Below are 24,579 nucleotides of genomic sequence, written 5' to 3' on the forward strand. Positions count from 1 at the left end.
TAATTAAAACAATAAATCGAACGTAATATACACAACTGGAATAGTAAAAATTGCCAACATACTGGTAATGAGTTGGGTTGAAGCGCAATACTCTTGCCGATTATACATATCGCCTATCAACGTATACATGCTCAGCATAGGTACCGAAACAATCAACATTAAGCTCGTTGCCAACACTTTATCCTCCGGTATGAAAAAATATAAACTGACACCCACCAATAACGGATGAATGAGCAATTTGCTCAATGCCGTCATACCAACCCACTTCCAATTGGTTTGAGCCAACTTTACTTGCGCAAGCGAACCACCAATACAGAACAATGCAATCGCAACCGCTGAAGGTGCGAAAATATCAAGCACCCGCTCAAACACATAAGGGATTGGGATCGACATAACATTAATGAATAGCGCTATGACAATCGCAATCAACATTGGGTTTTTCATCACCCGCCGTCCAATCATACCAAGCTGCTCTTTCAAAGACGCATTTTTTTGCGATTTATGATTGAACCAGTCAAGGAGCAATAAACAAACCGGGAAAATTACAATGTTTTCTACCAGTAACGCAATGGCAAACGTGCTGACTTTGGGGTTATCCATCATCTGCATTAAAATCGGAAAACCAATAAATGCGCTGTTCGGAACAACAGACCCAGTCATCATTATCGCGGTGTCCAGTTTAGGGATACCCAGCACTTTGGCATAGAGCACAGAACCCAGGCTGAGCATCAATAAGCCAGGTATCATATACGCCGCCAGTAAGGTTAGGTTAAAAACCTGTTCAAAGTTAAGCTTTGAAATGGTGGAGACAATGACCGAAGGCATCGCAATATACAGTACATATTTCCCCATTTGTGAAATACTGGTTGCGCTGAGCATATTTGCTTTCACGCAAAGAAAGCCCAGTAAAATCACGATAAAAATCGGTGATATAACAGCAAAGACTGTCGCCATTGATACTCCTTGACGCTTCCCTTTTCCCAGGTTTTATCACACCGCTTTACTATTTTCTCTCGCTTGGGCGGCTAAACGGATATGTGCATTGGCTTCACCAAATCCTTGATAACCTCCGACACGTTGAAGTACTTCAAAGAACACGCCATGTACTTCTTTTGTGTAGAAGTGGAAAAATTGCCCCTCTTCTGATTCATCATAAAGAATATTGTACGCTTTAAATTGCGCTATCAGTTTTGGATCCAACTGGTACTGAGCATCTAAATCACGGTAGTAATTATCAGGGATCGGTAAAATACAATCCATATCTACCCCTTTTGCCGTCGCAAAAATATCGTCACAGCTAAAAGCAACTTGATGAATACCAGCACCTTTGCGCATATTCACAAATCGTTGCGCTGCAGAGTCTCTCGCCGACGACGTGTTTATCGCAATACGAACATTACGTTGCTGATTTTCTGCGACTCGACTTGTTACTAGTCCGTTGATATCTGACAAATCTTGGCTAGGTTCAATTGAGAAATCAAATAGTGATTTATAGAAAAATGTTGCCGATAGCACATCTGTATCAAGCACCGTTTGCCCAATATGATCAAACTGTTTCAAACCAATCGACTTTTTCTTTTGATTCTCGGCAACTTCAACAAAATCAATATTATAAAATGGTGTATCAGCGAGGCTATCGACAAAATAAATCAATTGATCACCGACACTTTTTATAGCAGGAATATTCAGTTCGCCTTCACCAGCCTGATTGTTAAAACGCGGACAATTGTAATGGCGAGTACGGCGAATCATCTTAGTTACGTCATTGGTGGCAAAGGCCATCGCACAAATTGAAGCACCGTGTTTCTGATGGTAGTGATGCGCTTGGCTTTCATCCTCATGATTCAATACAAGATTAATATTACCTTGACGCATCAAAGTGACGTTCTTCGATTTATGCTTATGCGTGTTTGAAAAACCAAGCTGCTCAAGCACTTTGACTAGCGCTGCCGTTTCTTCGTCCGCTATCGCAAATTCAATGAAAGCCAGTTCATCGATGCTAGGTGCGGCATCAATAGTCGGTACAGGATTTGGTGACATTGCCTGCTGCGTTTTTTCTCCAAGCCAAATTAACGAACGCATACCATCAATTGCTTTTTCTTTCGGAGAGGATGCGCGGAAGCCATCATTGAATATTTCATGCGACACATAGCCGTCGTAACCTTTATCGAGTAAGCATTGCATAAACTCAACTATTGGCATGTCACCCTGACCGGGATAGCAGCGAAAATGACGGCTAAAATTTAAAATATCCATTTGTAAGCTCGGCGCGTCGGCCACTTGTACAAAAGCAATTTTTTCCACTGGAATCTCATCACGCAGTACATCTAAAGTATTACCGCGTGCGTATTGATGAAAGCTATCAAGCAAAATGCCCAAGTTTGGATGCGAGGCTTGTTTGACAATATCCCACGCTTGATCGTAGTCATAGACATGACGCCCGAATGCGAGCGCTTCATAACCAATATTAAAGCCTTCTTTACTTGCCATTTCTGCAAGTTCATGCAAATCAGCAGCAGCTCGAGATGGATCGTTTATCGCATGTGGCGACACATTCGAGCAAATCATTAAGCGCTTGGTACCCAGCTCATGCATCAATTCAAATTTTTTCTGTGCCCGGTAAAAGTTTTTTTTCCTAAGCGCATCAGGCATCGCTTCAAAATTTCGTAATGGCTGTAACGTAATGATTTCAAGTCCAAGGCTTTCCGCTAATTGTTTTACTTGTTTTGGAGATAAGTTCGATTGCGTTAAATCATTTTCAAAAATTTCAATGCCATCGAAACCTGCCTCTGCCGCGGCATGCATTTTTTCAGAGAGAGAACCAGCTAGACTAACTGTGGCAATGCCTGTTTTCATATTAATATATCCTTATAAAAAACTATGCTTTAGGGCCGTCAATAGGAACAGCGTCATAAACACCTGTGCTATCAATATCGTGCCCAACGAACATTTCGTAAGCATCAATCCCTTGGTTAGTAAACAACTCGTAACCACTGATTACTTCTGCCTGTTTCTGCTGTGCGAGTTGCACAAATTCCGTTTCAACTGGCGTGTAAACTGCGTCAAAAATCCATGTTGGCGAGAAGATTTCTTCGGCAGTATAAGACGCACCTGGTGTAGCGTAATGGCCAACAGGCGTTGCATTCACTAAGCCTTCACATTCTTTTGAACAGTTTTTAATTTGCGATTCGTCTATGCCGCTTGCCGAAACACCAATAGCAGTTAAATCGTCAATTAGTGATTGTTGGCTATCTTTAAAAGAGTCAAAAATGTAGATATGCTCAACATTCAACTGCGCCAAGCCAAAAGCAATCGCACGCCCGACACCTCCGGCCCCTTTCAACAATACTTTTTTCGGCGCTTGTTGTGCAAAATGATCTTGGTAAGCACGTTTAAAACCCGTGCAGTCAGAGTTCATTCCTACTAATTCGTCTTTATTCAACACAACAGTATTCAACGCACCAAGCGTTTTATCTGTACGCTCTTTATTTTGAATAAGGTTCCACGCCCAAACTTTGTATGGATGTGTCACGTTGACCCCACGATATCCTTTCGCTTTGAGCTCTAATAATAACTCCAGTAAGGCTGCTTCATTTTCCAGTTCGCAATCAAATAGTTCGTATGTAGTTTCTTGTTTATTATGTTTACCTAACCAAATGTGCAACTCTGGAGAACGGCTTTTTTGAATATGATGACCGATTAATCCTAATTTCATATCTACTCCTTGAAACTTTGGTTTTTTGGGCTTGGTGAATTTTTTAAATTTTTGGGAATTTAAATAAGTGGCGACATTGGCCGCCACATTATTTATTAATTTACTTTTGCAGATTTAAATTTAGTTTTGCATTTCCCCCAAATTGGGGTTTGAGATAGGTAAATAAAGATAATTAAGAAAAATAAAACAATAGATAATGGACTAGTGAAAATTCCTTGCAACAAACCAATAATACTGTCTTGTTCTGAAATCATGGCGCGACGCCAGTTTTGATCCATTAAATCACTTAGAATTACACCCAGAATAACAGGAGCAATTGGATAATTGTACATACGCATGAAATAACCAATTACGCCAAAGGCTATCATCCACCATACATCCGTGATTGAGTTATTTATGGCATAAGCACCCACGACAGACAAAATAACAATGAGCGGCATTAATATGCCTTTCGGGCAACTCACTAATTTACTAAATATCTTGATACCAGTTAAACCAAATATCAGCACGAAGATATTGGCTAATGTTAAATTACCAACAGTAAACCAAAACATACTTGGATTTTCTGCCAATAATAGCGGACCAGGGTTTAGACCGTGAATGAAGAGAGCCCCGATAAATACCGCTGTAACTGCGTCTCCTGGAATACCTAGAGTAAGCATTGGAATGTATGCACCACCGACAGCAGCATTGTTCGCTGACTCTGGCGCGATAAGCCCTTCTTTTGCTCCTTCACCAAACGGCACTTCAGGATTTTTAGTGGTTCGCTTGGCGTAATCATAAGCCATGAGTGATGCAATATCGCCCCCAGTTCCAGGTAACGCACCAACTGTAACACCGATTAAAGATGACTTAATACTCAATGGTAAATAACGGCGAACATCCATCCATGCTGGCATAATTTTAGTCAGATTTTGCTTAACAACCGCTTTATCTAAGTGATGAAGTTGGTTTAAGACTTCAGATAGACCAAACATCCCTATCATCACTGCAACTGGGCTAATGCCATCCCATAATTCAACAACACCGAAAGTAAAACGTTCTTGTGCAGTTAAAGAATCTAGCCCCACTGTACCAACTAAAATACCTAAAGCACCGGTAAACATCCCTTTCGAAAAACTGCCTTGAGAAAGGGAGCTAATCAGCATAATTCCGAGCATCCCGATCATCAGATAATCACGCGGCTGGAAGTTTATAGCGAAAGTACTCACTACTGGCGCAGCAAATGACAGCACAAAAATGCCGACAAAACCACCAATGACTGACATGACTGTTGACAGACCAATCGCGCGTCCCGCTTCGCCTTTCTGAGCCATCGGGAAACCATCTAATGCAGTTGCAATTGCAGAAGGTGCACCAGGTATGTTTAGCAAAATAGCAGTACGCGACCCACCATAGACGCCACCCATATACACGCCAACCATCAGGCATAGTGCGTTATGAAGTTCCCAGGGAAAGGTAAAAGAAATCAAAATGGACACTGCCATGGTGACAGATAGCCCTGGAATCGCGCCAATGTAAACACCTAAAAATGTGCCGAGTGCAGTTAGTGCTAATAACTCTATTGATAACCACGAGCTAAGAAAATAATTAATTGCTTCCATAATTATTCCTCAAGAAATTAAATCTGAAAAATAAGCCAATATTTCTGATTCCGGAATAACCCCTTCCGGCAATATAACCAAAAACACCAAGCGAAAAATAACATACACTACAATGAGTGCAGCAATAGAGATGCACATGGCAAGTAAAATATTTCTCTTATAATAAATAAAAAATGAAAGTGTTAACAAAATGAATGAGCTAATTAAAAATCCAATATTTTCAATAGTAAGAGAAAACACCACAACCATTACCATCATAACTAGAATGCGTGGTGGTAAAATTTGTTTAAAAAATAGAGTTATCTCGTGCCCTATATTATTTTTTCTTATGGATTTCATCAATGTAATGCTAGAAAATACTAACATAATTAATGCTGCACTCATGGGAAACGTACCCGGTTCACTAAAACCGCTAAATCCAGATATATCAATCGCTTTCCATAACAGTACAACGCTTAACAACAGCATTAGTCCATTAAAAACGACTTCACCTGGCTTTTTGTCTGCGATTTTAGTTTCGGTTTTTATCTCAGCCATGTAAATACTCCTTTTTAAAACTACAGATACTTCATTTTTGGCGCTATAGAAAATAACCATAGCGCCAAATGATATGATAATAATTAAAATTTATTCATATCCCTGTGGTTGAATAAACAGCTAATTTAAAGCAAATTATTAATCAATTTTCTTAATACCAAATTTTTCAGGAGAGAATTTCGCCACACCCGAGTCATAAGCAATCCAAGATGAAACAGAACGGAACTTTTCAAGGAATTCATTCGCTTCATCACCTTTCAGGCCTAAGAAAACATACCCACGCTTATCAAGCAGACCTTTAAATTCATCTTGAGCTGCAGAGGTGTTGAAAGCTTCAGTTAGTTTTTGAACCGCGTCATCAGGTGTACCTTTCTTCACCCAAATGCCGAAAAATGGGCTGTATGGTAGTTGTGGCGCTAATTGTGGGTAGAAATCGGTAACCGGTTTGACATCAGGGAGGTGCGTATTCGGTTTTGTATCCATTAGGCCGATTACTTTGATTTTTCCTGCACGAATGTATTCTTGTGCGGCACCATACACAGCTGGCATCACATCAATTGCGCCACCAAGTAACGCCGTTAGGGCTGGGCCATCACCTTGGTATGGGACTGAAGTAACATCAAACTTATCAGCTGATTGTAAAATCGCGAGTAGAACAGAAGGCAAGCCTCCAGGGCCAGTCGAACCAACTTTTACATCATTTGGGTTAGCTTTTGCGTATTCAACCATTTCTTGAAGGTTGTTGTACGGCGCATCATTTTGAGCGACGAAAATGGATAGACCTTGAGCAAGTACAGAAATAGGGATCATATCGCTATAATCAATATCACCCAAGCCCAGTACTTTATACATCTGTGGGTTTTCGGCACCCATTAGCAGGGTGTAACCGTCCGCAGGTCTGGCGTTCACATACTTAGTCGCGATTGCACCTACACCACCATTGCGGTTGGTCAGAATCACATCACGGCCAAGCAGCTTTTCCGCTTCTGGCGTTACTGCACGCATAACGGTATCTGTTGAACCTCCAGCGCCCCACTGAATAATACCTTGGATATTTTTTGATGGGTATTCGGCTGCATTCACTACCATGCTTACACATAGTGTCGACAATGCGATAATAGATTTGCTAAATGTGCTTCTCATTTTCACGTCCTTGTTAAGGTTATCTTTTTACTAATTACAAGTATTTAAACTGCTAAATTAAACAAGCCAAAATGGGCTCTGTGCAACGTGCGGCTAGATTTTCCCTTTCAACTCATTTAGTTGGTTATCTTATTACCAATTTTTAACCAATAATGAACAAGTGTTCACATTATTTACATACCTAACTCATTTTCCATTCCAATTTAGGTGAACATCATTCATTTTTAGCATAGTTCGGTTAAGCACATCAATGTAAAACCCAAAATGAATTATTTTTTATCCTTAAAATACAAATGGTTAATTCATACTCTAATTTAAAAGAGCGCTGAAAAACCCATTCAAAAAAGCTAAAAATAGCAATATTATCAAATCAAAAAAGTGGGTTTTATGTCACAAAAAATGGTTCTGAGCTTTCGTGCCAAACCATCTGGTCATGGTGACTTTACTACTTAACGCAATCTAATATTTCGATGTCGGTAATAGCCATTGAGATTCGTACGCCCGATCTAACGGTTGTTAATGCATAAAACCTTATGTTATCGAGGCTTGTAATTGCCTTTCTCGATACCATGCTTTTTCATTCTCAAATAGAGCTTTTTACGCGGTATTTGCAGGTGACTCGCAGCATCGCTGATACGTCCAGAATGTAAAAAGAGCGCGTCTTCAATCAGCTGTTTTTCAAAGTCATCCACCAGTTCATCAAGCGGAAGTTGAATTTCGTTCTGAGAATAGATGCGTTCCTTCCCTGTAAGCTTGACTATCCCTATCGCATAAAGCTCAGCAATGTTTCTTAATTCTCGGATGTTTCCAGGCCAAGGATAGTTTCTCAGTAATGAAAGATAACTTGTGTCCACACTTGGTAACGGCTTGCCTAATTTCTTACAGCTCAACTTCAGGAAATAGTGGAATATTGTCACGATGTCATCAGGACGGTGTCTTAGAGGAGGAACATGAACGACACCTTGGTTAAGCAAATAGTATAGTTCTGGTAATAATTGGTTCTTCGTGATGTATTCTTCTGGCTCTGCATCAAAAATAGTCATGACACGCAGATTCTTTTTACCATTACGTTCACGAGTTAACAGCGTCTGTGCCAAGTGCCTCTGCTCTACCTCAGCCAGTTCAGGTAAATTTTCTAGGACAAGAACCTTCGTGCTCTGAGTATTCGTTGCTTCATCGATACACTGTTTCGTTGAAGCACTGCTTAACGAAAGTGTTTTAAACTCAGTCTCTTTATTTTGAGACATCATATCTTTGATCAACCCAGCGACACTATGGCGCCCGGTACCCGCCTCACCATAAACGACAACGTGCGTATCCAATAGCGCATACTGTGCCACCAGCTTACGGATCTGTTCCATATGGGCAGACTTGCCAATCAAAGAACGTGAGATCGATTTCTCGGCTTGAAGTAGACTTTCAACTTGGCTAGTACGAGTTTCAAGCTGTTGTTTTACTAACGCTAATAATTCTGGAGGACTAATTGGCTTTTCGAGAAACTCACACGCCCCCTGCTTGACGGCATCCACTGCCATTGGAATATCACCGTGTCCCGTAATCACAATTACGGGGATTCTCTCGTCGATGTTTTTGATCATTCTGAGTAAATCTAAGCCGTGCATTTGAGGCATATACATATCGAGAATAACCACCCCCGCCCATTTAGGTGTGAGGTACTGTGTCGCTTGTGTCGGGTCGTTGATCGCTTTTGACTTAATCGAGGATATATTCATCAAATAAGAATATGAGTCCAGTACATCCTGGTCATCATCGACCAACAATACTGAATATGAGTTATTGCTCATTTGGTAACTCCAACACAACCATCGCACCTTTCTCTAACGAAGATGCGAGGTAAATACTTCCATTATGTTTTTCTATCAACGACTTACAAATATTCATACCCAAACCCAGACCGACCTCTTTAGTAGAAACAAAAGGTTGGAAAATACGTTGTACGATGTCTTCTCCAAAACCAGTACCGTTATCACTAATGGCAATCATAGTTAATCCACTCGTCTCCTCCAGCAGTTCAATCGCCACCCTCTTGTGCTCTTCTCGGGTGCTTTCCATTAACGCATCACAACTATTAACCAGCAGGTTGATAAATATTTGTTCCAACGCCAACATCTCGCCTTGCACCATCACCCCATTTGGCAGTTGGTTTTCAATCTTAATTTGTTGACGTTTAGCACGTGTATTGACGATAGTAGCCGCTTGTTCCGCCACTTCATGAATAGAGACCGGGCTTACTTTTCTCTCTCCCTCAGGTTTGCGAGCAAATTGACGCAAGCTATTAATGATCTTGCTCATACGTGCAGCTAAACCTTCTATGTGCGTAATCGACTCACTCACTTTGTCTGTCGACTGCTGGTCTAAAAACATTCGAGCGCTGTACAAGTATGTCGACATCGCGTTAAGAGGTTGATTAAGTTCATGTGCCAGGCTCGTCATTGTTTGGCCAACCACAGCCATTTTTGCTGCTTGTATTAACTCGTTTTGCGTTTTCTTAAGGCTTTCTTCTGTACGAATTCGCTCTTCGATTTCATTCTCTAATTGCTGGTTTTTGATCAACAAATCTTGTGTCTTTTCTAACACTCGACTTTCCAGAGTGCGGGTAGTCACCTCTTGTAACGTCACATCCGTAATCGTCATAATCAATTTGTTATCGACGCCATGGGTGAACGGACGTATATCAAAGCGCACGTATTTTGGTTTTTCGTCGCCAAGGGACAAAGTTACATGCATTTTCCCCAATTCAATCCATGAGTGTGAGCGGTCAAATACCTTGATAAGTTGGTCGCGACAGTGCTCGGGAAAATATTCCCAGATAGGATGGCTTTCGGTTACGTCGCCGAGTTTTAACAGTTTACGGGCACTTAGGTTTGCGGATTCAACCACGCCGTTTAAGTCGCTCGTGATAAGGCTTGCAGTCGTGTTGTTTATCAGACTGAGCGCGTTGGTTCGCTGAATTTCTTGGACCTTTTCGCCGTATTCAATGAGTTTTTCACTTAAACGGCCAATCTCGTCATTACCGTCAACTACGACGGGATGCGAGTGATCATTTTTAATGATCGCATCAATGCTGTCCCCCAACCCAATCAAGCGCGAGACAATTCGTCGGTTGATAAAGTAATACGTCAAAAACAAGCTTGTGAGTATGGAAAGACTAAAACAGACGATAAGTACATGGTTGCCATAAGACACCCGCTCTGCCGTTTCACTCTTGACCTGTCTAAACGTTTCATCGGCAGTTGAAACCAACTCGCCAATTTGTTGGTGAATCGCCTCCATACTGTGAGAAATTTGATCTTGCATCTGCTGGATATCACCGTTCAAAGTAACCAATGACATAAGTTGATTCTCGAAGTCACCATTCGTACCAAGCACGGCCACCAGTTCTTGTAGTAACTGCTGATAAGCAATAGAAGCTGGTTGATTCATCAAGCTTTGGCTACTTTCCTGAAGATCAATCAAACGAAAATGAATAACTTTCATGCCATTATCCACCTGCTCAGGCATGGATGCGTCCGCAACATCAAGTACCATGTCATATACCGCAGACTCGATATCAATCACACGCTGCAGCGTACTAAGCTGAGCCAGTAGCTTCTGTATCCCTTTTGAATCGCTCATTCGTTCAATTTGCCAATGCACTTCCTGACGAACAGGTTTTAGCTCTGAGCGAATATCTTGATGTAGCCAATCAATTTGTTCCATGAGCTGATCAATACGGCGAGTTTGGTCAATTCGCTTAGAGATCATATCAACATAGGTCTCTAACAAAGACGCCAGTCCGGCTTCCGAATCCAAGAGCTGATAAAATTCCGAACTCATCTTGTTGCTATTGAGGGCGGCAGAGATAGATGCCAATAGCGCATTTATCTGCATTGCCTGCTCTCCTAGCTGAACTTTATTGCCGACCGTCTGTAATGCCTCAACTCGGCGATTAATCTCACTTGTTTTACTTTCTAGAAAAAAGCTGGCGTTATATTTAGGCACGCTATCTTCTAACAAAGTATGTACCTGATTATCTAAACTATTCCATGTTGCCCATGCCACTAAACACACAATAGTCAGTAAGAGAGTACTGCAGGTAAACGCGGCAACTAAACGCGCACCAATGGTCTTGTACTTAGGGTCTATCACTGTTTCTCTTTTCCTCGCCATTGAGCAAGTTCATTATTCACTGAATCCAGCTTATTGGAAATCGCACGGCCCAACTCGTGGGAAAACTCAGCAAGCAATGCCTGGTAGTGTGTCATACCGACTTCTGAGTTTTTATCTAAGGAACTTAACTTCTTTGCCGTTGAGGTGACTTCTTCGATACTCATCGGTAATTCAAATAACTTTATCTCAATCTCTTTAAGCGCTTGCTGTTTCTTCGGATTTCCTGCCACTTGTTGATTCAATTTGATTAGAGTAAGCCAGGCATCCTGAAGCTCTGGAAGTCGCTTGGTAATGGCAGTATCAAAGATCTGATTGATTAGTGCTTCTCTTGGTAGCACTTGCTCCATATCGAGAACTGGGTTTTCCCCGTAGTATCGTGCAGAATCACTTAAGGCCGTTTTGGAAAATGTGCTCGCTTCCATCTGTTCCTGCACCCTTGAAGAAAGCAAGTGGGAGACAAAAGATTCAGCCAATTTATCTCTTTCGCCTCGGTTAATTTGCGCAATGTATGTCGGCATGAGTGTAAAATCTTTATCGTATGAAAAGCCGACGTAATCGAATTTTCGCTGGGCTATTAACGCATAGCTATCGATAGTCGGTCCTAAGCCTAGCTTCCCTTTGGCAATGTAATCCGCAACCCCAAAACTACGCGAAGAGACGGTCGCCAGATTTGCCCCAACATTGAGCAGAATTCGCCATCCTTCTTGCCATCCGTACTGGCTGAGCACACTTTCCACCATCAACTGCGTCGTTCCCGAACGACTTGGCGTACTCATGGTGACGTGGCCAAAGTAGACTGGGCTAATCAGGTCCTGAAAACGGGTAGGTTCTGGTAGATGATTGGCTGCCAAATAGTCTTTATTCCATACAATTCCCGCCCCCGAATAACCAAATGCGACCACCTGATTTTTGTTCGGCAATAAGTATGAAGACAACCATTCTGGAACTTGCACAAGAGAGGGCATATCCGCCAAGCGGTGCTGATTTGCCAACTCCTGCATCAAAAACGGTGATGAGCTAAGGACTAGATCAATATCCTGCATGTAGCTCTTACTTAACAGCTGAAGGCTAGAATGTGTACGTCGGTGAACAACTCGAACTGCCACTTGCGGATAATGTTCAGCAAAGTCATTCACCAAGGCCGTGACTGGTGCCTGAGAGAATGTCGTGAGTATCACCAGCTCGTTATCCGTTGCTTTTGTCAGCGGCGAATAAAGCGCGATACAAAATAGTAAGCTCAGTCCAAATTTGTGAAAACCAACCATCAAAACCACCAAAAACCATAAATAATGTGCGGTAACTCAAATCTATGGCAGATAGTAAACAATTTCTACTCTGTGGCTTTGAGTCACTATTGACGCACTTCAACGGAAACTTTGTGTATTCTATCAGTAACTCGTTACGCTCCGACGTTCTAAATTCCCATTTTTGACCCAACAAAAATATCAATATGGGTCAATTGTGTCTCAAATCTGTGCTTTTGTACTGTTCTACCTGTCACTCCAAGATAGCGATGCAACAACACATTTGTGATTAAAACTTGGAGTGCAAGATGTTTAATTTCTTTAAAACACGCCCAGACCTCCCGCTTTCGGATCGGTCTAAAAGCGAAATGCAATCGCGTTTCAAAAGTTATCAATGGCAAGTTTTCTTAGGACTGGTTTTTGGTTACGCCGTATTCTACGTAGTACGTATGAGTTTAGGTGTAGTTAAAAAGCCTATGCTGGATGCTGGTATCGTGACTATTGAAGAACTCGGTATCATGGGTTCGGCTTTCTTCTTTACTTATGCCTTTGGTAAGTTCTCGAACGGTTTCCTCTCTGACTATGCCAACATTGGCCGATTTATGTCGTTCTCCTTACTTCTGTCAGGTGTTACTGCCGTTTTTATGGGTCTTAATACCACTGCGTTCTTCTTTGTACTGTTATGGGGTTTGAACGGTTGGTTCCAATCTGTCGGTTCAGCACCTTCTTGTGTGTCTTTATTCCAGTGGTTCTCACCAAAGCAACGTGGTAGCCGTTACTCAATCTGGGGTGGTTCACGTAACATCGGTGAAGGTATCACTTGGATTCTGACTGCTTCTCTAGTGAGCTACTTCGGCTGGCGTGCAGGTTTCATCGGTGCTGGTATCGCGGCAATTGCGGCAGCTCTTTGTATGTTCTTTGTTTTGAAAGATCGTCCACAAACATACGGCCTGCCTGATTCAGCAACAGCATTCGGCGAAGAGCCAGAGTTCAAGAAAAAGAACGATCCAAAAGCAACTCGCCGTGCGCAAATGTTTATCCTTAAGCAACCTGTCGTTTGGCTAATTGCAGCTGCGTGTGCAGCAATGTACATCTCTCGCTACGCGATGTCTTCTTGGGCTGTACTTTACCTTCAGGAAGCAAAAGGTTACTCATTGATTGACGCAGGTTTCGCTATGTCTACATACCCTATCGCGGGTCTGGCGGGCGCAATCCTATCGGGTATTGTTTCGGACAAACTGTTTAACTCTAACCGCCACATTCCTACGCTACTTTACGGATTGGCGAACATCGCAGGTATGTGCTTGATGTTCTTTGGTCCTGACAACCGTATTATCGACGCTGTTGCGCTAGGTCTAATTGGCTTTGCAATTGGTGGCCTAGTGGTATTCCTAGCAGGTCTGACTGCTTGTGACCTGATGCCGAAGAACGCCGTTGGCGCTGTGAAAGGCTTTATCGGTCTGTTCTCTTACATTGCCGCTTCAGGTCAGGAGCTTATCTCTGCATCACTTATCAAGATCACTGAAGTTGATGGCGTAACTAAGTACGACTTCGCGCAAGCTCAGTACTTCTGGTTAGCAGCTGGTGTTGTTTCACTACTTCTTGCACTCACGGTTTGGAATGCTAAGAAAGTTGTAGACATCGATCCAGTTGAAGATAAAGAGCTAGAAGCTCGTCCTAGTCACTAATGACTCTCTTGGCGGGAGGTAACACTTCCGCCTTTTCTCGACGCAAATGAGGCTCACATTACAACGCCTAAAGCCATAACTTCAATGCCATAAGTGCGCTCGTAAAGTGCATTTATGAGATTGAAATTACCCCTAGTTTAATTTCTATTTTACGTGTCGATTGAGGTGAAAAATGTGTAAAACAAAAATTGTGGCGACTTTAGGCCCTGCTAGTGAAAGCAGAGAGACACTAACGAAGCTGATACAAGCCGGCGCAAATGTGGTCAGACTGAACTTTTCACACGGCACAGCAAAAGAGCATATTGCTCGGGCTAACATGGTGCGTGAAATTGCTGCAGAGCTAAATACGCATGTCGGTGTACTGGTTGATCTTCAGGGACCAAAGATCCGCATATCTTGTTTTGAGCAAGGTGCAATTCAACTGAAGCAAGGTGACGAGTTCACATTAAGCGGCACGTTAGATGCACAATCAGGTCACCAGGAAATGGTTGGCCTTGACTATCCAGAACTCATTAACGACGTCGCTAAGGGTGACATTCTTCTACTTGACGATGGTCGTATTCAACTTAAAGTAACCAGTGTAGAGCGCCATAATCAAGCGATTAAAACAACGGTTCTGAATAGTGGAAAACTCTCAAATCGTAAAGGCATCAACCTATTAGGTGGTGGTTTATCAGCTCCTGCACTAACTCAAAAAGATATTCAGGATATCGAGACCGCAGCTAAACTACGTGCCGACTTTCTCGCTATCTCCTTCCCTCGCAACGCTCAAGATATCAACTACGCTCGCAGTCTGGCGTTAAAAGCGGGCTGCAATGCAAAAATTGTCGCAAAGGTTGAACGCGCTGAAGTTGTTGAGACAAAAGCCGCAATGGACGATGTCATTCAAGCATCAGACATCATCATGGTTGCGCGAGGTGATTTGGGCGTAGAAATTGGTGACGCACGATTACCAATGGTACAAAAATCGCTTATCGATCGCTCAAAATACTGGGGAAAACCCGTAATTACAGCCACTCAGATGCTGGAGTCGATGATAGAAAACCCACTTCCAACTCGAGCTGAAGTGTTAGATGTAGCAAACGCGATTATTGATGGCACTGATGCAGTCATGCTATCTGCTGAGTCTGCTGCAGGTAAATATCCTATAGAAGCCGTAGAAGCCATGGTACGCATTGCCAGTGGCGCAGAGCAAGAACTCGAATTCAACAATGGCTGTTGGGATACACTGCACCATTTGTGTTCTGAGCCGGGTAAAAGCTTCGCCCTATCTTCTATGATTTCCGCATCGCGAGTTCATAAAGATCTTGGTGTCGCCATTTTAACTAAGGATGGTGAAACGCCTCTGTTGATGTCTCGTTGTCAAAGTAAAACGCAGATTTGGGCGCTCAGTGATAACCCTTCGCTACTCGCTCAGCTTACGATACTGCGTGGTGTTGAGCCTCTGTATTTCAAAGTGACAGAAGAGACTGCCGACATTGCTCCACAACTTGTCGAGTGTTTACGCCAAAAGGCTGAAAACGCGAGTATTTCTTCGATTTTGATGACTCAGTTAGACTCAATTGAAGGCATGGGAGAGATTAACGCCTGTCGCCTACTTAAATTATGTGCGGCACCCAAAGTTAAACAACCCGTAGCCGCCTAGACAAGCCCATACCCTATCACCCTTATTCAAGATCGATCTTGAATTTCTCCCCCCGATAATTGCTCCACAGGGAATTGACCTGCCATCTGGCAGGTCCTTTTTCATTGTTCCGCTTTTAGTTCGAATATGTGTTCGTACTAACTGAAATCAAGTTCATCACTTGCTATGTTTAGGTAATCGTTATCCTAAAAGCGCGAACTTTTGAAAGAGAATACGCCCATCGTTGAGTTTAGCAACGTAAACAAATGGTATGGTGATTACCACGCTCTCAAAGATATCAACTTATCGATTCACTCTGGTGAAATCGTTGTAGTATGTGGCCCATCAGGTTCAGGTAAATCAACGCTGATCCGCTGCATCAACGCTTTGGAGTCGATACAAGAGGGACAACTTTATATCTTTGGCCAACCTTCGAATAGAAAAGCAATCAAACCCGGAAAAATTGGCATGGTGTTCCAACACTTCAACCTTTTCCCCCATCTGACCGTGCTCGACAACCTCACCCTTGCGCCAATGCGAACACTAAAATTATCCAAGCAAGAAGCCGAGAAAAAAGCACGTCACTACCTCAAACGCGTGGACATTGAAGAACAAGCAAACAAATACCCTATTCAGCTTTCTGGAGGGCAACAGCAGCGCGTCGCGATAGCCCGTTCCTTATGCATGGAACCAGACCTGCTATTATTTGATGAGCCGACCTCTGCGCTTGATCCAGAGATGATCAATGAAGTGCTTGATGTCATGGTTGAGCTTGCTCAAACCGGTATGACAATGATTTGCGTAACCCACGAAATGGGCTTCGCGAAAAAAGTAGCACACCGTGTCGTGTTTATGGATGAAGGTCAAATCGTGGAAATCAATTCCCCTGCTGCCTTATTCGATACACCTCAGCACCCCAGAACACGCGCGTTTTTAAACCAGATTTTAAGCTATTGATGATAAGACGAGTATTCAAACCAGCATTCCAAGCCCTGACGCAAATAGTGGTCCTGTTTGCAGCCATTGCTTGGCTACTTGACTCCGGCGCACAATCCATGGGTTATCAGTGGCAGTGGGAACGTGTGCCTGATTACATCGCGTTTTATGAAGATGGCGAATGGTGGTCTGCAGAACTGATAAGCGGTTTGCTAGTAACAGTCAAGATATCCGCCATTAGTTTAGTTTTCACTTTAGTATTCGGTTTGGTCACCGCACTACTTAGACTAAGCGATTCAAAAATCGGTCAAGCCATTGGCAGCGCTTACGTTGAGTTAATCCGTAACACACCACTGTTGGTGCAAATCTACTTACTTTACTTCGTATTTGGTCCTGTCATCGGACTCGACAGATTCTCCACCGCCGTATTGGCGCTATCACTTTTTCAGGGTGCCTATACCGCAGAAATATTTCGTGCGGGTTTAAACAGTATCCCTAAAGGGCAATTTGAAGCAGCCAAAACACTCGGTCTCTCACCATTCTATAGTTATAAAGACGTCATCTTGCCTCAGGTCTTACAACGTACACTGCCTCCGTTAACAAACGAAGTTGTTTCGCTGATAAAAAACTCTTCGATCGTCAGCGTGATGGCCATCTTCGACCTGACAACCGAAGCGAGAAATATTGTTTCAGAAACGGCGATGCCGTTTGAAATTTGGTTTACTGTGGCAGCGATTTACCTTGCTCTCACACTCTCATTGTCCGGCTTATCTGCTTTGCTGGAACACAAATTAGGAGCCAGTTGGCGCAAATTATAAGGAGATAACATGAAGTTATTCAAAGCGACCATTACTGCAATATTAGGGCTTGCTCTCTCTGTACCATCGTTAGCAAGTGAAGAACCAGCAACACCAAATTTAGACCAAATCAAGGAGCGAGGCACGCTACGCGTTGGTATGTCGACTTTTGTTCCTTGGGCAATGCGCAACAAGCAAGGAGAACTGATTGGCTTTGAAATTGACGTTGCAAAACGCTTGGCGGCAGATTCTGATCTGAAAGTCGAGTTTGTTCCTACTGCATGGGATGGCATTATCCCTGCTCTTCTTGCTAAGAAATTTGATGTCATTATCGGTGGTATGTCTATCACGCCAGAGCGCTCAAAAAGCGTGTTATTCACCGATCCGTATTCCCATTCTGGCGTTCAGGTAGCGGCAAATAAAGAGCTAGCTTCAGGCTTTACTCAGTTGTCAGACTTTGATTCTCGCCGAGTAAATATCGCTGTTCGTCGCGGCGCGTTTACCGTTCAGGTGGCCAGAGAAACTTTCCCGAAAGCGAAGATGCTACAGTTCGATGATGATGCTCAAGCGTTTCAGGAAGTGCTAAACGGAAATGCATACGCGGTTATCGCCTCAAGCCCTAAGCCAGAGCATGAGACGGTTAAACACAGTGATAAGCTATTCCTGCCATTTTCTGAGCGTCTTTCAAAAGGCAATGAGGCCTTTGCTGTACGTTTAGGCGAAGAAGATAAGAAAGAGTTCTTCAATAAGTGGATTGAAGCCCGTACTCAAGATGGTTGGTTAAAAGATCGTTATGAATACTGGTTCTCGACGCTAGACTGGCAAGATCAAGTCGCTCAAGGGCAATAGCATTACGTGGCTCGCTTAAATGCGAGCCAAAGCCAATGTTAATAAAATCGGAATCAGATAGTTTGAGCGGACAAACCGGAACTCGACTCTCACCTAGCAGAGATAAGTCAAGCTCGTTACTGACACGGCTTAATCTACTCGATATGGTGTTGATTGTTCTCTGTGCAGTATTTGTATTTTGGCTTTACTACCGCTCGACGGTTGGAGTTAATTACATTTGGCACTGGTCAGAAGCATTTGCATTGTTGTTTACGCCAAGAGCGGACGGCAGCCTCCCTTATTTTTTTCAGGGCTTAATTTCCACGCTAAGATTAAGCCTTTGGGGACTCGCCTTTGCATTGGTTTTAGGGACTCTGCTTGGATTAGCCCGCTTCTCCGAATCGGTATGGCTGAAAACACCTGCTAATGCGTTTATCCAATTGGTACGTAATGTCCCCCCGTTGGTGTTCGTCTTCATTTTTTACTTTTTTATCTCAAACCAAATAATCCCGCTACTCGGACTTGAAGCATTGCTGCGAAATTACCGAGGTGAACCAAACACCTTCCAGAACTTTTTGTTTGGTCCCGCTCAATTATGGGAAAACCTCGCTTCAGGCGTGCTCTGTGTTGGTTTATTGTCATCAGCTTACATTGCAGAAGTCATCCGAGCCGGATTACAGAGTATTGCTCAAGGCCAGTGGGAAGCGGCGGATTCCTTAGGACTCCCACGTTGGGTCAAGTATCGATTTATTATCGCCCCGCAAGTTCTGAAAGCGATTACGCCCGCACTCGCTGGACAGACTATTTCTCTAGTCAAAGACACCTCGATCGTCTCTCTGATTTCTATCCAGGAGATGACTTTCGTCGGAACAGAAATTGCGAATTCATCAGGTTATATTTTTGAAATTTGGTTGTTTGTAGGGTTAACCTACTTCTTAGTCTGTTTTGGACTCTCGCTCTTTTTTCGCTATGTCGAGAAAAAATCGAAGTCTTACTCTTTCTGATTTCAATGACAGAAATAAAAAGCGCCGAGCATAATGTCGGCGCCTATTTTTTTGATTCTTGTGCTCTGAGAGAAGTATCAGAAGAAGTCGATAGAATTACGTCCGCTTTTTGGATCGCGACTCGGCTTTGGTTTGTTTTCCGCTGCGTTCTTTTTATTGTTCTTTGACTTAGCCGCCTTATGACCTTTATCTGGGTTGCCTTTATTTGACTTGCTAGCTGGCTTTTGTTTCTTAGACGAAGGCTGAGATTTATTCTGCTGTTTTTTCGCTGCTTGTTGGTTAGGTTTCGCCTCTTTTGCTTCAGGCTCAGTCACAGGGGCATCACAGACAACAACATAGTACTCCTGGTTAAACTCAAAAAAGTCACCATCGTACATTTTACGGCGCTTACGGGTTTCAACTTCTCCGTTTACGGCAACATAACCTTCATCGATAATATGTTTTGCTTCACCACCACCGCTAACCAAGTTTGCGATTTTAAAAAGCTTATACAACTCGATCGGATGCGCATCGACCTCGATACCTATTGCTTCGATTTCAATCTCTTCGCCTTCTAGCTCTTCGTTATCTAAATGGGCTTCATGGTCGTAATCTTGGGTCATGTTCTTTACTCATTTAACTTGTTGCACGGGAGTTTAAACGGATTGCAGGTAAATAGATACCTAAGCGTAATTTTAGACGAGTCACAGACTAAAGTTTAACGTGTTGTTTCTGTTAGCCAAGTCATTCTCGCTGAACCAAACATCTTGAGGTTATTTAGGTATATACTGTCCAAATAATTTCTAAAACGAGAACACATTTTGTCCAGACCGAGCCAGATAACCTTTGTTACTGCAAATCTATTTAATTTTATTGCACCACCTGACGCTTACTATGATTTTGAAAATATCTACTCAGGTGAGCAGTGGCAAGGAAAACTAAGCTGGACTCAAAATCAACTTGAAAAGCTCGAGCCTGACATTATCGGTCTACAAGAAGTATTCAGCATTGAACAAGCCAGATCTTACTTTCATGAACTGGGGTATCCTTACTTTGCAACTGTAGACAATCCACATGTGGAAGACGAGTATATTTACACACATCCTGTCGTTGCTATTGTATCTCGATATCCGATAGAGCAAGTACAACCCGTCACATTCAATAGTGATTCCCTCGCTCCATTCGGACTGAATACCGCACCAGCATTTAGCCGTAAGCCGATTTATGCGCAGGTCATTCACCCAACGCTTGGTCACATTGCCGTTTATGTCACCCATTTGAAGTCTCAACGCCCTGCAGATTCAAACAATACCGAATATGCGAGCCCTGTCATGGCTCGTTGGCTATCGACACAACAACGAGGGTGGGAAGCTGCAATGCTGAGGGATTCGATGCAGAATCAATATAAAGACAAACCCATGCCAACGGTATTAATGGGCGACATGAATCAACCCATTACACGAAATGGCGTGAACAGTGTATTAACCGAACCTTTTGGTGACAGCGTCACTGAACTACAGCTGCGAGATGGATGGGATTTACAGGTCACCCCAGCCTTGGCTGATCGTCCTGCGACTCACTACCATTTTTCACAAGGAAATGTGCTCGACTACATCCTTCTTTCACAGGAGTTTGATGCTCATTCAGAGGTTTCTGTCGCTGAAGTGGTCGACTATGAAGTGCTGGACGAGCATTTGATTAATCCATCCTATCAACGAGACAAGTATGCCAGCGACCACGCGTTTGTGGCACTGACCGTGGAAATAAAACTATAAGAATTCCATTTCCATCGGCTATCTAAACACGCTTTGTAGTAACGGTATTATTGTCGCTTCACTATCTTACGTGGGATTAACTCAACACCCGGTTTATAACGCTTTGCCGAAGCATTCAAGGCTAATTCCATTGCGCTGTCCGCAATCACTTCGAATTGCTGAGGTAGTGAGTTAATTTTGACGGGCAGAAAATCCAGCAATCGATTATCACCAAATGTCGCTAAACGCACTTTGCTCATCAAATCAGGTTTCTCTAACATCATGTCCAACACGCCTTCAAGCAAAGTGTAGGAAGTGGTGACAATAGCATCGGGAAGATTATCTTCAGCCAGCCATTTCGCGATTACCTTTTTCCCTTCTTCTCGAGAGAAGTGTTGACCATAACCGACCATAATGACTCTATCGCCTTTCTCACAAGCAGAGCGGAAGCCGAGTTCACGCTCCTTAGAAATCTGTAGATCTTTTAATGCTCCAATCAAACCGATTGAAGTTATCTCCTGTGAAAGCACCGATTCCGTCAGTTCTAATGCGGCATCAAAATCTTCACTGATCACACAGCTAAAATGTTCATCATCCATCGGACGGTCGAGAGCAATTACCGGTGTCCCTGAGTTTTGTAATTTTAGATAGAACTCATTTGCCGATGGCATACCGCTGGCAACGAACAGCGCATCAACTCGACGACTGATCAACGCTTCCGCAACTTTTTGCTCAGTATCCGGGTCGTCGTCTGAGCAACCGATCAAAATTTGATATCCCGCTTTGCGAGAATTTTGTTCGATAAGTTTTGCTAAACGTGCGTAACTGGTGTTTTCTAAGTCTGGAATGATAAGCCCAAATGAACGCGAGTTTCCTGCACGCAATGCCGAAGCAGCATGATCGGGCTGATAGTTATATTCATCTACCACTTCCATCACTCTTTTTTGCGTCTTTTCACTGATGCGGTATTTCTGTGCTTTCCCGTTTATTACATAGCTTGCAGTGGTCTTGGAAACGCCTGCTAATTTAGCTATTTCATCCAGTGTCATATTCTTCACCTTATTCTGTGCGCGCGATCATATTAATACATCAATGATCCTACGATAAGTTGAATTATATGCTGAACCGATTCAGTATAAAAGCTGAAAGGATTCAGCAAAAACTTAAAAATTGACCTAAATCACCAAAAAGCGGAAGTCGTCAAAGACTTAGTCTAGGATTAAAAGCGATGGCTACCGTTTGATGAGAAGATATTTTGCTGAGTAGCTTAAAAAATTTATCGTAAAGCTGAATCGTTTCAGCTTCATGTATAGAGACAAAGAACGAAAGCAAAATTATAGACGTTGATCGCTGGCACAGTTGTCTACAAAGGCGACGCTTAGCCGCTCAACCGAAACATATTTTAAATTGATAAGTTAAGGCTGGAGAAGCACCATGCTTAAGCTAAGTAAGAACGACATTACCCTATCACAATCCGCGACAGATAAGTTTCAAGCAATTAAAAGCATTGCCCAAAGCCTGACGGAAAAAGGTTTGGTCGAAGCTGGTTATGTAGAAGGAATGCTTAACCGTGAAAACCAAAACTCAACCTTTTTGGGCAACGGCATTGCAATTCCTCACGGAACAACTGATACACGCTCGATGGTAAAAACCACAGGTGTTGCTGTTCATCATTTCCCTGAAGGCGTTGACTGGGGAGATGACAACAAAGTATTCGTTGCTATTGGCATTGCAGCCAAGTCTGACGAACACCTTGGTATTCTAAAACAACTGACCAAAGTTCTTGGTGCTGACGGTGTTGAAGAACGTCTGCGAAATGCTAAGAGCGAAGATGACATTATCGCCCTACTTCACGGTGATGTTCAGCTAGAAGCTGATTTTGATGCATCGCTTATCCAACTGAAATTCCCTGCAAGCGACATGATTCAAATGAGTGCAGTTGCGGGAGGTCTACTGACTAACACTGGATGTGCAGACAAACAATTTGTTGCAGACCTAGTGACTAAAGCGCCAACCGATCTTGGTAATGGCTTATGGCTGGTAGGCAGTAACAAACAAGTATCTCGCACTGGTGTTTCTTTTGTTTCAACTGCAAATGATTGTGAATACGAAGGTCAGCCAGTACGCGCGCTTATCGCTTTTGCAGCATGTAACAACGCACACCAGTCTATCTTGAATACCATCTCAAATATTGTGTTTAACAAACAGCACAGCAAATTGTTGGATGCCTCTGCGGAACAAATTCTTGCCCTGTTTAAAGGGGAAGAGATGGCACCTGCCGCATCTGAAGATGGCAACACCGCTGTATTCAAAATCAAAAACTCGCACGGTCTGCACGCTCGTCCGGGAGCAATGCTGGTCGCAGAAGCGAAGAAATTTGAATCCACGATTCGCGTTTCCAACCTAGATGGTGACGGTAAAGTCGTAAACGCGAAAAGCTTAATGAAAGTGATTGCTCTGGGTGTTAAACACGGTCACCAACTTCAGTTTTCCGCTGAAGGCCCTGATGCAGCTCAAGCGCTTGAGTCCATCGGTAACGCTATTGCTTCTGGCCTTGGCGAAGGTTAAGGGGTGAATATGACTAGCACAAAAACAAGCAAAGTCGTCACGATTACGCTGAATCCTGCGCTGGATCTTACCGGCTCAGTAGAGGCGTTAAAAGTCGGTTCAGTAAGCCTGGTTAAGCAAAGCAATCTGCATGCCGCTGGTAAAGGCGTGAACGTAGCGAAAGTCCTTAGTGATTTGGGTGCAGACGTTACGGTTACAGGATTCTTGGGTAAAGATAACCCTGAGCTCTTCCATCAGTTGTTTGAAGAACTTGGCGTAAAAGACGAATTTGTTGAAGTTGCAGGCTCTACTCGCATCAACGTAAAACTTGTTGAATCGAACGGTGAAGTCAGCGACATCAACTTCCCGGGTGTGCAGGTTACCGCTTCAGACATTGCCCGTTTTGAAGAAACCCTTTTCCGTCTGGCAGAAACACACGAGTATTTTGTTCTTGCTGGTAGCCTTCCGGGTGGTGTGACACCAGAGTTATGCGCTGCATGGATTGAAAAACTGCACCAACTTGGCAAAAAGGTTCTGTTTGATAGCAGTAAAGCCGCGCTAAGCGCAGGTATAGCAGCGCACCCTTGGCTTATCAAACCCAACGATGAAGAGTTGAGTGATTTTGTTGGCGAGCATCTGGAAACACCAGAGCAGTGCCAAAAAGCAGCGCAGACACTTAGCGACAAAGGTATCGAAAACATCGTGGTCTCGATGGGAGCCGACGGTGTGATGTGGCTCAACCAGGGTGAATGGTTACGTGCTCAACCACCAAGAATGAATGTCGTCAGTACCGTAGGTGCCGGAGATACATTGGTTGCTGGTTTGTGCTGGGGTCACATGCAAGTAATGCCAAAAATCGATTTATTACGCTTCGCCACCGCACTATCTGCACTCGCAGTTAGTCAGGTCGGTGTAGGACTTACCAGTCAGGAAGAACTGGAGAACATTAAGTTACAAACTCAGGTTAACGAGCTTAATACCAATACAAACTTAGAAAACAACTAAGGAA

The 24,579-nt window shown here is 43.2% G+C and carries 20 protein-coding genes; 9 read left to right on the top strand and 11 right to left on the bottom strand.

All coding sequences use genetic code 11. The features are described 5' to 3' along the window. Window positions 1–3 precede the first annotated feature (3 nt). The 9 genes from ACWYU8_RS05635 to ACWYU8_RS05675 all read right to left on the bottom strand — a co-directional run bounded on the left by ACWYU8_RS05635 (window position 4) and on the right by ACWYU8_RS05675 (window position 12,434). Window positions 4–954, bottom strand: a complete 951-nt coding sequence (locus ACWYU8_RS05635) for an AEC family transporter (RefSeq protein ID WP_457517873.1) — start codon at window positions 952–954, stop codon at window positions 4–6. A 36-nt stretch (window positions 955–990) separates the two neighbouring features. Then, complete coding sequence (locus ACWYU8_RS05640) at window positions 991–2,856, bottom strand: bifunctional sugar phosphate isomerase/epimerase/4-hydroxyphenylpyruvate dioxygenase family protein (protein WP_457517874.1); 1,866 nt, start codon at window positions 2,854–2,856, stop codon at window positions 991–993. A gap of 22 nt (window positions 2,857–2,878) precedes the next feature. Next, window positions 2,879–3,802: a shikimate dehydrogenase family protein gene (locus ACWYU8_RS05645; RefSeq protein ID WP_457517876.1), complete on the bottom strand. Its 924-nt coding sequence runs from the start codon at window positions 3,800–3,802 to the stop codon at window positions 2,879–2,881. A gap of 8 nt (window positions 3,803–3,810) precedes the next feature. After that, window positions 3,811–5,319, bottom strand: a complete 1,509-nt coding sequence (locus ACWYU8_RS05650) for a tripartite tricarboxylate transporter permease (RefSeq protein ID WP_457517878.1) — start codon at window positions 5,317–5,319, stop codon at window positions 3,811–3,813. Between the two features lie 9 nt (window positions 5,320–5,328). Further along, the gene (locus ACWYU8_RS05655) at window positions 5,329–5,856 is read right to left on the bottom strand and encodes a tripartite tricarboxylate transporter TctB family protein (protein WP_457517880.1); all 528 of its coding nucleotides are present in this window, start codon (window positions 5,854–5,856) and stop codon (window positions 5,329–5,331) included. Between the two features lie 138 nt (window positions 5,857–5,994). Beyond that, window positions 5,995–6,999: a tripartite tricarboxylate transporter substrate binding protein gene (locus ACWYU8_RS05660; protein ID WP_457517882.1), complete on the bottom strand. Its 1,005-nt coding sequence runs from the start codon at window positions 6,997–6,999 to the stop codon at window positions 5,995–5,997. A 536-nt stretch (window positions 7,000–7,535) separates the two neighbouring features. After that, the gene (locus tag ACWYU8_RS05665) at window positions 7,536–8,804 is read right to left on the bottom strand and encodes a sigma-54-dependent transcriptional regulator (protein WP_457517884.1); all 1,269 of its coding nucleotides are present in this window, start codon (window positions 8,802–8,804) and stop codon (window positions 7,536–7,538) included. Next, entirely contained in the window at window positions 8,794–11,148 is a 2,355-nt protein-coding gene (locus ACWYU8_RS05670) for an ATP-binding protein (protein ID WP_457517974.1), read from the bottom strand. Before ACWYU8_RS05670 ends, ACWYU8_RS05665 begins: the two co-directional genes overlap by 11 nt. Then, window positions 11,145–12,434: an ABC transporter substrate-binding protein gene (locus tag ACWYU8_RS05675; protein ID WP_457517886.1), complete on the bottom strand. Its 1,290-nt coding sequence runs from the start codon at window positions 12,432–12,434 to the stop codon at window positions 11,145–11,147. Before ACWYU8_RS05675 ends, ACWYU8_RS05670 begins: the two co-directional genes overlap by 4 nt. 287 nt (window positions 12,435–12,721) lie before the next feature. On the opposite strand from ACWYU8_RS05675, the gene ACWYU8_RS05680 reads away from it, so the two are divergent. The 6 genes from ACWYU8_RS05680 (at window position 12,722) to ACWYU8_RS05705 (ending at window position 19,290) form a co-directional block, all read left to right on the top strand. Further along, window positions 12,722–14,101, top strand: coding sequence for an MFS transporter (locus tag ACWYU8_RS05680; protein WP_457517888.1), 1,380 nt, complete (start codon window positions 12,722–12,724; stop codon window positions 14,099–14,101). A 172-nt stretch (window positions 14,102–14,273) separates the two neighbouring features. After that, a complete protein-coding gene (gene pyk, locus ACWYU8_RS05685) occupies window positions 14,274–15,746 on the top strand; it encodes a pyruvate kinase (protein ID WP_457517890.1) in 1,473 nt (490 codons plus the stop codon). Between the two features lie 201 nt (window positions 15,747–15,947). Next, on the top strand, window positions 15,948–16,682 hold the full coding sequence (locus ACWYU8_RS05690) for an amino acid ABC transporter ATP-binding protein (RefSeq protein WP_457517892.1): 735 nt from the start codon (window positions 15,948–15,950) through the stop codon (window positions 16,680–16,682). Next, window positions 16,682–17,479: an amino acid ABC transporter permease gene (locus ACWYU8_RS05695; protein ID WP_457517894.1), complete on the top strand. Its 798-nt coding sequence runs from the start codon at window positions 16,682–16,684 to the stop codon at window positions 17,477–17,479. Before ACWYU8_RS05690 ends, ACWYU8_RS05695 begins: the two co-directional genes overlap by 1 nt. Before the next feature lie 9 nt (window positions 17,480–17,488). Then, on the top strand, window positions 17,489–18,307 hold the full coding sequence (locus ACWYU8_RS05700; protein ID WP_457517896.1) for a transporter substrate-binding domain-containing protein: 819 nt from the start codon (window positions 17,489–17,491) through the stop codon (window positions 18,305–18,307). Between the two features lie 62 nt (window positions 18,308–18,369). After that, on the top strand, window positions 18,370–19,290 hold the full coding sequence (locus ACWYU8_RS05705) for an amino acid ABC transporter permease (RefSeq protein ID WP_457517975.1): 921 nt from the start codon (window positions 18,370–18,372) through the stop codon (window positions 19,288–19,290). Window positions 19,291–19,367: 77 nt separating this feature from the next. On the opposite strand, the gene ACWYU8_RS05710 is transcribed toward ACWYU8_RS05705, so the two are convergent. Next, window positions 19,368–19,892, bottom strand: coding sequence for an RNA-binding S4 domain-containing protein (locus tag ACWYU8_RS05710; RefSeq protein ID WP_457517898.1), 525 nt, complete (start codon window positions 19,890–19,892; stop codon window positions 19,368–19,370). Window positions 19,893–20,090: 198 nt separating this feature from the next. Between ACWYU8_RS05710 and ACWYU8_RS05715 the strand changes: the two genes are divergently transcribed. Next, window positions 20,091–21,044, top strand: coding sequence for an endonuclease/exonuclease/phosphatase family protein (locus ACWYU8_RS05715; RefSeq protein WP_457517900.1), 954 nt, complete (start codon window positions 20,091–20,093; stop codon window positions 21,042–21,044). Window positions 21,045–21,091: 47 nt separating this feature from the next. Here the strand turns inward: ACWYU8_RS05715 and cra are convergent, their stop codons facing one another. After that, window positions 21,092–22,072 (bottom strand): catabolite repressor/activator, encoded by a 981-nt coding sequence (cra, locus tag ACWYU8_RS05720; protein ID WP_457517902.1) that lies wholly within the window; start codon window positions 22,070–22,072, stop codon window positions 21,092–21,094. Window positions 22,073–22,457: 385 nt separating this feature from the next. Here cra and fruB point away from each other — a divergent pair, with 385 nt between their 5' ends. Both fruB and pfkB read left to right on the top strand, forming a co-directional pair. Next, window positions 22,458–23,591, top strand: coding sequence for a fused PTS fructose transporter subunit IIA/HPr protein (gene fruB, locus ACWYU8_RS05725; protein WP_457517904.1), 1,134 nt, complete (start codon window positions 22,458–22,460; stop codon window positions 23,589–23,591). 9 nt (window positions 23,592–23,600) lie between these two features. Then, window positions 23,601–24,575 carry a 1-phosphofructokinase gene (gene pfkB / locus ACWYU8_RS05730; protein ID WP_457517906.1) on the top strand — a complete coding sequence of 325 codons (975 nt, stop codon included), beginning with the start codon at window positions 23,601–23,603 and terminating at the stop codon, window positions 24,573–24,575. Window positions 24,576–24,579 lie beyond the last annotated feature (4 nt).

It is taken from the genome of Vibrio limimangrovi, from assembly GCF_054064025.1.

Bases quoted from the DNA above. Each gene is read 5' to 3' on its own strand.
- ACWYU8_RS05635 (WP_457517873.1), bottom strand. From the start codon at position 954: ATGGCGACAGTCTTTGCTGTTATATCACCGATTTTTATCGTGATTTTA.
- ACWYU8_RS05640 (WP_457517874.1), bottom strand. From the start codon at position 2,856: ATGAAAACAGGCATTGCCACAGTTAGTCTAGCTGGTTCTCTCTCTGAA.
- ACWYU8_RS05650 (WP_457517878.1), bottom strand. From the start codon at position 5,319: ATGGAAGCAATTAATTATTTTCTTAGCTCGTGGTTATCAATAGAGTTA.
- ACWYU8_RS05655 (WP_457517880.1), bottom strand. From the start codon at position 5,856: ATGGCTGAGATAAAAACCGAAACTAAAATCGCAGACAAAAAGCCAGGT.
- ACWYU8_RS05660 (WP_457517882.1), bottom strand. From the start codon at position 6,999: ATGAGAAGCACATTTAGCAAATCTATTATCGCATTGTCGACACTATGT.
- ACWYU8_RS05665 (WP_457517884.1), bottom strand. From the start codon at position 8,804: ATGAGCAATAACTCATATTCAGTATTGTTGGTCGATGATGACCAGGAT.
- ACWYU8_RS05675 (WP_457517886.1), bottom strand. From the start codon at position 12,434: ATGGTTGGTTTTCACAAATTTGGACTGAGCTTACTATTTTGTATCGCG.
- ACWYU8_RS05680 (WP_457517888.1), top strand. From the start codon at position 12,722: ATGTTTAATTTCTTTAAAACACGCCCAGACCTCCCGCTTTCGGATCGG.
- pyk (WP_457517890.1), top strand. From the start codon at position 14,274: ATGTGTAAAACAAAAATTGTGGCGACTTTAGGCCCTGCTAGTGAAAGC.
- ACWYU8_RS05695 (WP_457517894.1), top strand. From the start codon at position 16,682: ATGATAAGACGAGTATTCAAACCAGCATTCCAAGCCCTGACGCAAATA.
- ACWYU8_RS05700 (WP_457517896.1), top strand. From the start codon at position 17,489: ATGAAGTTATTCAAAGCGACCATTACTGCAATATTAGGGCTTGCTCTC.
- ACWYU8_RS05710 (WP_457517898.1), bottom strand. From the start codon at position 19,892: ATGACCCAAGATTACGACCATGAAGCCCATTTAGATAACGAAGAGCTA.
- cra (WP_457517902.1), bottom strand. From the start codon at position 22,072: ATGACACTGGATGAAATAGCTAAATTAGCAGGCGTTTCCAAGACCACT.
- fruB (WP_457517904.1), top strand. From the start codon at position 22,458: ATGCTTAAGCTAAGTAAGAACGACATTACCCTATCACAATCCGCGACA.
- pfkB (WP_457517906.1), top strand. From the start codon at position 23,601: ATGACTAGCACAAAAACAAGCAAAGTCGTCACGATTACGCTGAATCCT.